The organism is Lutibacter sp. B1, assembly GCF_012524075.1.
Lineage (GTDB): Bacteria > Bacteroidota > Bacteroidia > Flavobacteriales > Flavobacteriaceae > Lutibacter.
The window spans coordinates 1-6,551 of record NZ_JAAZUI010000040.1 but is presented as its reverse complement, the minus strand read 5'-3'; the positions used below and the strand labels follow the sequence as shown (position 1 = coordinate 6,551).

General features: G+C 33.1%; 5 protein-coding genes. 4 read left to right on the top strand and 1 reads right to left on the bottom strand.

The annotated features are described in order from the left end of the window. Positions 1-543 precede the first annotated feature (543 nt). Both HGB55_RS14300 and HGB55_RS14295 read left to right on the top strand, forming a co-directional pair. Complete coding sequence (locus HGB55_RS14300; RefSeq protein ID WP_168817660.1) at positions 544-744, top strand: hypothetical protein; 201 nt, start codon at positions 544-546, stop codon at positions 742-744. Positions 745-2,447: 1,703 nt separating this feature from the next. Further along, positions 2,448-2,714: a hypothetical protein gene (locus tag HGB55_RS14295; protein ID WP_168817658.1), complete on the top strand. Its 267-nt coding sequence runs from the start codon at positions 2,448-2,450 to the stop codon at positions 2,712-2,714. Here HGB55_RS14295 and HGB55_RS14290 read toward each other — a convergent pair. Then, positions 2,682-3,020 carry a hypothetical protein gene (locus HGB55_RS14290; RefSeq protein WP_168817656.1) on the bottom strand — a complete coding sequence of 113 codons (339 nt, stop codon included), beginning with the start codon at positions 3,018-3,020 and terminating at the stop codon, positions 2,682-2,684. The two genes, HGB55_RS14295 and HGB55_RS14290, sit on opposite strands and share 33 nt — an antisense overlap. Before the next feature lie 1,983 nt (positions 3,021-5,003). Between HGB55_RS14290 and HGB55_RS14285 the strand changes: the two genes are divergently transcribed. Continuing rightward, positions 5,004-6,101, top strand: a complete 1,098-nt coding sequence (locus tag HGB55_RS14285; protein WP_168817654.1) for a S1C family serine protease — start codon at positions 5,004-5,006, stop codon at positions 6,099-6,101. A 164-nt stretch (positions 6,102-6,265) separates the two neighbouring features. Further along, positions 6,266-6,551 (top strand): hypothetical protein (locus HGB55_RS14280; RefSeq protein WP_168817652.1); only part of this gene is annotated, 286 nt, incomplete at its 3' end.

Genomic DNA, 6,551 nt, shown 5'->3' with positions numbered 1-6,551 from the left:
ACAACAACGGCTATAATTCATTGCTTCTGACTTTCCTTTCGGAAAGTCCTCGCAAATTTGCTATCTTCGGTTTACGGTGGAAAATCCTCGCGGATTTTCACGCAACGAAACCATAGCCAAGCCCGTTAGCATAAATAGCTCGAATGAGTTTTGGTCAGAAAAATTAAAGTTGAAAAAGTTAATTGAAAACTATGATTTTTAGCAATATTTCGGAGTGAAAATTGTAGCGGTCAGATTTGAGCAATGAAAGTGGAAAGAATTGAGTTTTTACTGAAAAAATTGTACTAAACCGAGAAATTTCTGAGTGATTTATACTCAAAAAAGTATGAGAATTAAATCGGAATGAATTTGGCTTTTAATGAAAAATATGTACTAGCCTGAAAAATTCCAGATTGACTTCCACTCTACCGGAATTGAGCATTGAAACGGTTAAGATTTTGAGCAACGAATCCGATTATCTTTAAAATGAATAATTGCCAATAAATTGAGAAATTTCAAAGTTTTTCCTGTAAAACGTGAAAATAACAACGGAGAAAAAGCTAAATGAGAAAAATAAGTATGTTTGATAAATCTCTGATAATAGAAAAATTCAATGCTCAGCAGAACGTGTCGCTAAATATGCTAACAATGGCTATATTGCATTGTGGCGGATTTTCTTTTTCAGAAAATCCTCGTATATTTACTAAAGTTATTGCTATGGCGGAAAAATCTTGCCGATTTTTCCACAACGACAACATAGCCTAAACCGTTGGTTAAAATAACGAGATTGGAACTTGGCAGAGAAATTTTCTTTCAAAAATAATGATTTACTAAAGCTGAAAATTAGTCCGATTTTGAGCATTATTCCGGAATGAATTTTTGATTTATTTTTCTTCCAAAACTAAAATTCTGCTTCGACTGAGAATTACTCTGAGAACTCTTCTCTCCTATTTTATCATTCTACTAAATTGAGAAATTTAATGAGTTGAATCCGTTAAGTTGAATAAATTTTAAAACGTACGAGTTTTTCTCTTATTTTTAATTTTTTAAGCTAATTTTCTATTAAACTGAAAAGAACGAACTCGTTTGAATGATTTTTAGACTGTTTTAGTTGTTTTTTATCATTTCTACTAAACTGAAAAATTGCAACTTCTTTCAACTGAATTTGAAAAATATCACGGAATGAAAATAGAAAATTGAAACCATCAGTCATCTTCTTTTTATAATTAGTACTAAACTTGAAAAGTGAAGCTCTAAAAGAAAGATTTTCTGATTGTTTTAGTTGCTTTTCATCATTTCCATAAACTGAAAAATTGCAACTTCTTTCAACTGAATTTGAGAAATATCACGTAATGAAAATAGAGAATTAAAATCATCAGATTTGAGAAATGAATCGATTAAATTTGAACTAAAATTGATAAATCCAACTATGTTTGATTAAGTTACTTTAACCAACAATGGCTATATTGCATTGTGGCGGATTTTCTTTTTCAGAAAATCCTCGTATATTTACTAAACTAATTGCTATGGCGGAAAAATCTTGCCGATTTTTCCACAACGACAACATAGCCTAACACGTTGGTTGCAATAGCGGAATTAAAAACTAAACGTAAAAGTCGTGCGAATTCTGAACTTTGAAAAAAGCGGAACTGTGCGCAAAAAGCTTTACGGAAACTGAATTTAATACTCAAAACCGAAACGTAACGCTGAATTGAAATTGTAAAACGGAACTGTGCGCAGAAATTCACTCGTGCGGAATTTAAAAACGTGAATTGATCATTTCTACTCTATCGAATTCCAAAATTGCGGAATAAAACGTGGAATTGAATAGTAAAACGTAAAACAAAACGCTGAATGAACCTCAAAAACTGAACTATAACTGCAACCAACAATGTATAAATTCAATTGCGGCTGAATTTCCTACGGAAATTCATTGCAATTTTCTATCTTTCAGTCTAAATCGGAAAATCGTACCGATTTTCCGCAACTGAAATTTATACGCAAACGTTGGTTGCAATAGCGGAATTAAAAACTAAACGTAAAAGTCGTGCGAATTCCGAACTTTGAAAACAGCGGAACTTTGCGCAAAAGAGCTTTACGGAAACTGAATTTAATACTCGAAACCGAAACGTAACGCTGAATTGAAATTGTAAAACGGAACTGTGCGCAGAAATTCACTCGAACGGAATTATAAAAACGTGAATTGATCACTCCTACTCGATTGAATTCCTAAAATAATGGAATCAAAACGTTGAATTGTATATTAGAACGCAAAACAAAACGCTGAATGAACCTCAAAAAACTGAATTATAACTGCAACCAACAATGTATAAATTCAATTGCGACTGAATTTCCTACGGAAATTCATTGCAATTTTCTATCTTTCAGTTTCAATCGGAAAATCGTACCGATTTTCCGCAACTGAAATTTATACGCTAACGTTGTGTGTAAGTTAAAAAACAAAACTTATGACGGAACAAGAAAGATTAAACTTTATAAACAAAATTGATAACAGTTTTACAGAAGAAGAAAAAGAATATTACTTAAGAGATTATAGGGGTTTATTTTTAGAACCTTTCAATATTGGAATTAATGGATGGATAAAAAACGTGGATGAACGGATTGAGAAATACCCTGAATCAAAAAATACACTATTATTTGAAAAATATATCTTGTATAAACTCTATAATTATGCGGAGAGATTAAGGGTCGAGTCTGATAAACTTTTCGCATAGAATTATATAACACGGAAAGTCACATCCATTATCAAAACTCTTATTAATCATAAACAGTTTATTTTTTGCTTTATCAAGTTCAAAAACATCCAATTCTTTGAGTAAGTCAAAAGACTGTTCCAAGTTTTCAATCCAATGATAATAACAATTAGCTGATTTATTATTTTCTTTTCTAAATTCGATACCAAATAAAAATTGATATTTTTCACTATAGAAACGGTGTTCATTAATTCGGCTTTTAAAATAACGTTCCCTATGTTCTATGAAATTTTGAACGACATCTTTAGGATTGAACTTTTCTGACATAATTATTTTTTGATTAGTTTCAGTTTATAAATATAACGGAAAAAATAAAAACCTACACACAACAACGTATAACAAAAATAGCGGTTAAGTGTCAGACCGAAAGTTGACACATAAAACAAAAATAACTCACAACGGACAGATTAGCACACTTTTACCCGCTACTTTCTGTTATACAAGACCGTTACTTGCAATAGCGGAATTAAAAACTAAACGTAAAAATCGTGTAAGTTCTGAATTTTGAAAACGACGGAACTTTGCGTGGAAACTCACTCAAACGGAAACTGAATTTAAAACTCGAGACCGAAACTTTACGCTGAATTGAAATTGTAAAACGGAACTGTGCGCAGAAACTCACTCGTGCGGAATTTACAAAACGTGAATTGATTACTCAAACTCGATTGAATTCAAAAATTGCAGAATAATACGTGGAATTGATATGCATAACGTAAAACGAATTGCAAAATCTCAACACAAGTAACTGCAAGTAACAATGTACAAACGCTATTTCGGCGGAATTTTCCTGCGGAAAATTCGCACCGTTTTTGCCATCAGTTGACTTTTAATTCGAAAATAATCGTATATTTAGTCCGCAACAGCGCTTATACGCGCACGTTGGTTACAATAGCGGAATGAAAAACCAAACGTAAAAATCGTGCGAATTCCGAACTTTGAAAACAGCGGAACTTTGCGCAAAAAAATAACGGAAACTGAATTTAATACTCGAGACCGAAACGTAACGCTGAATTGAAAAATGTAAAACGGAACTATGCGCTGAAATCAACTTGAGCGGAATTTAAAAAAAACGTGAATTGATTACTGCTACTCTATCGAATTCCAAAATTGCGGAAACATAACGTGGAATTGAATAGCAAAACGCAAAACAAACTCTGAATGAACCTTAAAAAACTGAAATATAACTGTAACCAACATTGTATAAATTCAATTGCGGCTGAATTTCCTACGGAAATTCATTGCAATTTTCTATCTTTCAGACTCAATCGGAAAATCGTACCGATTTTCCGCAACTGAAATTTATACGCTAACGTTAGCTTTAATGCTGGAGCAAGTTTGCGCAAATGAAAAAAGCCTGGTTTGATTATCGGAATTTTTTAGAGTTTTAAGTAAGTAAGAACCGAAAAACTAGACTGCCGATTTTTGAATACCAAATTGCATTCACACTCTACCCGAACTTAAATTACGTCTGATCTTTTAGCTTGTTTGCGGAATCGAAACTGAATTGAAAACTCGGAATATCACTCAATCGGAGTTTAGCCTGTTACGGAATTGCTCACTTGACTTCTGATTTAAAAATATTGCGGAATTTGAGCTCGTTTGCGGAATTAAAACTAGATCAAAAAAAAAAAGAATAATCTGAACTAAATATTAAGCAGAGAAAAAGCACTAAAAGCTAACACCGTGTAAAAAACATTGCTTATCTTAGTTCAATCGTTTGGTCGTTGCTCTTTTGCTAGCTGCTGATTTTCCTACGGAAAATCCTCGCACACAAAACCGCAACGTTCCTTACACAAACACGTTGTGCTTCATGCTAGGGAAAACAGAACAAGAATAACGAAAGAAAACATGAATAAAATTAATTTAATAATTACTTTAATATTTTTAAGTAGTTTATCATATGCTCAAACTACATACTTCTACGGATCAAATAAAGTTGAATCAAAAAGAAAAACGGCATCATTATACTCAGTAGAAATTGACAGAGAAAGAGGCCTGACATTCGTGACAATTGAAATGATTCCAACACGAAAAATGAGCCGTCTAACATACCAAACTTCATATAATACGAAAATACGAATAGGGTCTTGGGAGGGAAAGTACATAGGTGCTCTTTCAAATGATAAAAAATCCACTCATTCTGCTGACTGCAGTGATAATTGGGGATGGAGTAAACCCACTATCGGAATGAAATATCGTTATACATTAGTGTTTGCCGATGTGCCGCCCTATGGCTACACGAGTTTCGCTTTGGAGGACAAAGGCTCTTCCACTGGTTGTAGCGGTTATAAATTCTGGAATTATACCATCAAAAATCCTGATACGCATCCAAAATCTAATTGGACAGAATATTCTTTAAAATCTCATTGGAAAAGTAAAGGTGCAGATGTGGTAGAAGGAATTTACGAAAATGCCGTTAAAAGGGAGAATATGCCAAAGTATAAACTTGGTCTAATTAAGTCTGATAATGGGTATAAACTCATCTACTTAAGTGGTGCAGAAAACCCAGGTTGGAAGATAGGTGATATAAAAGCTTATCTGACAAAAACAGCATCAGCAAATCTTTATAAGGTAAAGTATTTTATGGGCAACAAAACTGTTAATGAGGATTTATATATAGGCTTTGAAAGAGGCTTAATGAAGCTAATTTGGACTGACAGGGAAGAAAATCTATATCTTAAACTTTATCCAACAAATGAAGATGATGTTACAACCAGTAGCGGTGTGCAATCATCAGGTACTGGATTTGCAATATCATCAAATGGCTATATTGTCACCAATCATCATGTTGTGGAAGGCTCATCAAAAATTAGTGTGCGTGGTGTAAAAGGGAATTTTTCAAGGGTTTATAATGCAAAAGTAATTGTAGAGGATAAAAACAATGACCTTGCCATAATAAAAGTTGATGACCAAAATTTTACATCACTTGGTATACCACCCTACAAAATAAATAGTAATCTTAGTGATGTTGGCAATTCTGTTTATGCTTTAGGATACCCTTTACGGGCTACAATGGGTGATGAAGTGAAACTCACAAATGGTATAATCAGCTCAAAAACAGGTTTTCAAGGTGATATAACTACATACCAAATATCAGTTCCAGTACAACCTGGGAATAGTGGAGGCCCATTGTTTGACTCTAATGGTAACATAGTCGGTATTATCAATGCTAAACATATTGGAGCAGAAAACGCATCTTACGCAATAAAAACAAGTTACCTTATGAACCTTATTCTAGTAATGAATACTGTTCCAAGCTTACCTAAAACCAATACGATTTCAAGCAAAAAACTTTCGGAACAAGTGAAATTTGTAAAGGAGTTTGTTTATATAATAGAAACTGAGTAAAGCACGAAAGCACAACAAGGGCTATAAGTAATTGCTTGTTCTCGCCTACTTTGGAAATTCCTGCGGAATTTCCAACTTGGTGTGTACTTGCAAAGTTAAGTGCTAAACCACGCAACTACTCATAGCCGAGACCGTTGTGCTTCATACTGATAAAAACTTGAAACATGTTTGATGAACTAGAAAAATACAAAACAAATGGACACTTTTTCTTTGAGAAAAATGATGATTTACGAGAAATTTGTAATGCACCAAAAAGCGGAATTGGAATTTATTTAATTTATGCTTTAAAAAAAGGAAAAATAGAATTGGTTTATATCGGTTCGACTGGAAAAATCACCCAAAACGGAATGATAAAAACCCGAAAAGGAGGAATTTATGATAGACTTGTCAATGGAAAACAATTTGGAGAAATAAGAAATAGAGCTTGGAATAAACAAATGATTATTGAGG

What these genes read in the sequence shown, in the direction of transcription:
- HGB55_RS14290 (WP_168817656.1), bottom strand. Translation starts at nt 3,020, where the DNA reads ATGTCAGAAAAGTTCAATCCTAAAGATGTCGTTCAAAATTTCATAGAA.
- HGB55_RS14295 (WP_168817658.1), top strand. Translation starts at nt 2,448, where the DNA reads ATGACGGAACAAGAAAGATTAAACTTTATAAACAAAATTGATAACAGT.
- HGB55_RS14300 (WP_168817660.1), top strand. Translation starts at nt 544, where the DNA reads ATGAGAAAAATAAGTATGTTTGATAAATCTCTGATAATAGAAAAATTC.